This window comes from Candidatus Nealsonbacteria bacterium, from assembly GCA_019923625.1.
Taxonomy (GTDB): Bacteria; Patescibacteriota; Minisyncoccia; order Minisyncoccales; family RBG-13-42-11; genus JAHXGN01.
Map to the genome: position 1 here is coordinate 1 of JAHXGN010000027.1, position 3,160 is coordinate 3,160.

Sequence of the window (3,160 nt, forward strand, 5' to 3'; positions counted from 1 at the left end):
TTTTTACCTTCAAAAACCCCATTTTTGAATACAAAATAAGGGCGAGGGAGCGAGCGTAAGCGAGCGACCGAGCCCGTCAAAGAGGCGATATAATTAACACTGAAAGCGTATATAGTCGGGAGGTAAGGTTTTAGCGACTTAAGTTCCTTTTCTTTGATTGGTGAACAAGATTTGGTAAAATAATAATGAAAGTTTGAACTCGTTTAACTTTAGAGCCAGTGAGAGCCGGTTCGCTAAATTTTGACATTGTTTTTAGAAAATTGTTATAGTTAAATTGTATGAAGGAAATGAAAATTCACTTTATCGGTATCGGCGGAATCGGAGTTTCCGCTTTGGCTCAATACTATTTGGTAAAAGGCCACGAAGTTTCTGGCTCTGATTTGGCTTCTTCGGAAATCACCGAAGCCCTAAAAAAGAAAGGGGCGGAAATATCAATTGGCGAACATAAAGCTGAAAATTTACCCAAAAGGGTTAATTTGGTAATTTACAGCCCTGCCGTCCAGCCGGATAATCCAGAGTTAAAAGAAGCTAAAAAAAGAAAAATAAATCTTCAAACCTATCCCCAGGCCCTGGGAGAATTGACAAAACACTACTACACAATTGCCGTTTCCGGAACTCACGGAAAAAGCACCACCACCTCGATGCTTGGACTCTTATTGGTTAAAGCGGGATTGGACCCAACGGTAATCGTCGGTACGAAATTAAAAGAGTTCGGAAATTCAAATTGCAAAGTGGGCAAGTCCAAATATCTTGTCATCGAGGCAGACGAACACTTTGCTTCCTTTTTGAATTACTGGCCCAAAATTATTGTTCTAACCAATATTGAAGCTGACCATTTAGATTACTATAAAAATCTGAACAATATTTTGAAAGCTTTTAAAAAATATATCGGACATTTGCCAGAAGACGGTTATTTGGTTGCCAACAAAGACGACAAAAACATTAAACGGGCAGCAAACTCAATCTATCGACTTGCGAAATCAATAGATTATTCATTAAAGCAACCGGAGGCGGGAAAATTGAGGAAGATTTTGAAAGTTCCGGGGGAACATAATGTTTCCAATGCTTTGGCGGCTTTGATGGTTGCCAGAACTTTGAACATTCCCGATAAAGTTTCTTTTAAATCTCTGTCCGAGTACAGGGGTGTTTGGCGTCGCTTTGAAGAAAAAACCATAATTTGGCGAGGTAAAAAAATAATAACTATTTCAGACTACGCTCACCACCCGACAGAAATCAAGGTAACCCTGAAAGCAGCACGAGAAAAATATCTTTACCCGCCAAAGTTCCCGCCCGCCCAAATTTCGAAGAAATTTGTGGCGGGTGAAGAAAGAAAACTTAGGCGGGCGAGAAAGAAAATATGGTGTGTTTATCAACCCCATCAATATCATAGAACGTATTGTTTGTTTGCCGGTTTTGTAAAAGTTTTTAGACAAGCGCCGATGGATAAAACAATAATCATTGATATTTATGACGTGGCCGGACGGGAAGAAAAAAACATAAAAAAGAAAGTTAGCTCGGAAAAATTGGTTAAAGCAATAAATAAAAAAAATGTAATCTATCTGCCGAAAGAAAAAGTTTTAAATTATCTTAAAGAAAGCTCGCAGTTTGATGTCTTGATAATAATGGGCGCCGGAGACATCTATAAATTAATTAACGTCACAAAAAGCAATAGGAAATGCAGTAAATAGGGTTCGGGAAGCAATAGAGGGATTATAAATAATTATAATAAATTATAATAAGAGAATTTAAAAAGGCACCCCCCCCTCTCTGGATCTCAGGGCGAGCGCCTTTTTTAATTTAATTTGAAACAAGGAACAACCATAGTAAAATATTACAATATGCCCCTTTTCCCCAAAATTGAGAAAATTACCAGAGACGCCTCCATTATTCATTTCTTTCTGATGTTTGGCTACAAATCCTTTTCTTTGTATTTCCCTTTGTTTTTAATTGCTCGTGGTTTATCTTTGCCGGAAGTCGGTTACTCCTATCTTCTGATTTATCTGCCTCTTTCTCTTTTTGCTCCGATTGCCGGGTTTTTAAATCATAAAATTAATCCGGCAATGCTGTCCGGCGTCGGAATTTTAGGCTATGCTGTTTATGCTCTGGGAATGATTTTAATTCAAAATCCGGTTTTATTTTATTTTTGGCAGGTTTTGTTAGGGATTTCGGCCGCGCTGTTTTTTGTTTCAATCAGGGCAATTTTAATGGGATATCACTTAGAAAATCCTGATCGGTCTTTCGGCTGGTTTTATTCCGCCCCTTTTTACGCTGATGCCGTAGCTCCGGCTGTTGGTGCTTTTTTTATCTGGAAGTTTGATTTTGCGGGCGTTTTCATTTTCAGTTTAATCCTTCATCTTTTTACTGCTGTTTTTTGTTTTGTAAAATTAAAAAAAATAGCCAAGCCCTTGTTAGTCGAAGAGGATAAATCCTCTTCTTCACCCTTCGCTAACGTTCGGGTAGGCGATGGTTTTAACTTGAAAGATTCTCAAGATAATTACAAAAAAATTTTTCAGGTTTTGAAAACAAAAACCATTTTACCCTTTCTTCTGATTTCTTTTTCAGTTTTGCTTTTAGCCGGTTTTTACCGCGCCTTTTTCGTTTTATTTTTAAAAGACCAATTGGTCTGGTCGCAGGATTTAATTCTAATTTTTATATCTGTCTTTTCGGTTTTATTTGTACCCCTGTCTCTTTTACTTATTAAACATTTAGAAAAAAATAACAGTGAAAAAAATGTTTTTCAGGGCAGTCTGGTTGCCGGCTTTTTTTCAATTATTTTTGGTTTAGCCCTGCCTGTTTTAAGTTTTTTAAACGTTTTATTGATTAATATTGCCAGGTCGGCCGGATCCCTGATTTGTAATTCCGCTCGCTCCGGCTTAATTTCCAAACGTCTCAAAACAGAACCTGAAGAAGCTAGCGTCATTGATACTATTTTTGCTCCTTTGGGCGTGGCTTTCGGCGCTTTAATTTCGGGGTTGGTTATTGGCTTTCTGGGATACCAAATGCTGTTTATTTTTGCCGGGATTTTTGTAATAATAGTTGGACTTCTTGGCAAAATGGCAAGTCAAAGCTCGCATTATCGCTTCCACAACTAAACAAGGAAAAAATATATGGCGGAATGCAAAAAGGAGGAAAATTTAAAAGATTGTCCTTGTACTTGGCC

2 protein-coding genes are annotated in these 3,160 nt (G+C 37.7%); both read left to right on the forward strand.

The genetic code is table 11. The features are described from left to right. Positions 1 to 278 precede the first annotated feature (278 nt). Positions 279 to 1,688, forward strand: a complete 1,410-nt coding sequence (gene murC, locus KY055_02805) for a UDP-N-acetylmuramate--L-alanine ligase (protein MBZ1345530.1) — start codon at positions 279 to 281, stop codon at positions 1,686 to 1,688. Positions 1,689 to 1,838: 150 nt separating this feature from the next. Then, positions 1,839 to 3,092, forward strand: coding sequence for an MFS transporter (locus KY055_02810; protein ID MBZ1345531.1), 1,254 nt, complete (start codon positions 1,839 to 1,841; stop codon positions 3,090 to 3,092). Positions 3,093 to 3,160 lie beyond the last annotated feature (68 nt).

Coding starts and splice junctions, on each gene's coding strand:
- murC (MBZ1345530.1), top strand. CDS start 279: ATGAAGGAAATGAAAATTCACTTTATCGGTATCGGCGGAATCGGAGTT.
- KY055_02810 (MBZ1345531.1), top strand. CDS start 1,839: ATGCCCCTTTTCCCCAAAATTGAGAAAATTACCAGAGACGCCTCCATT.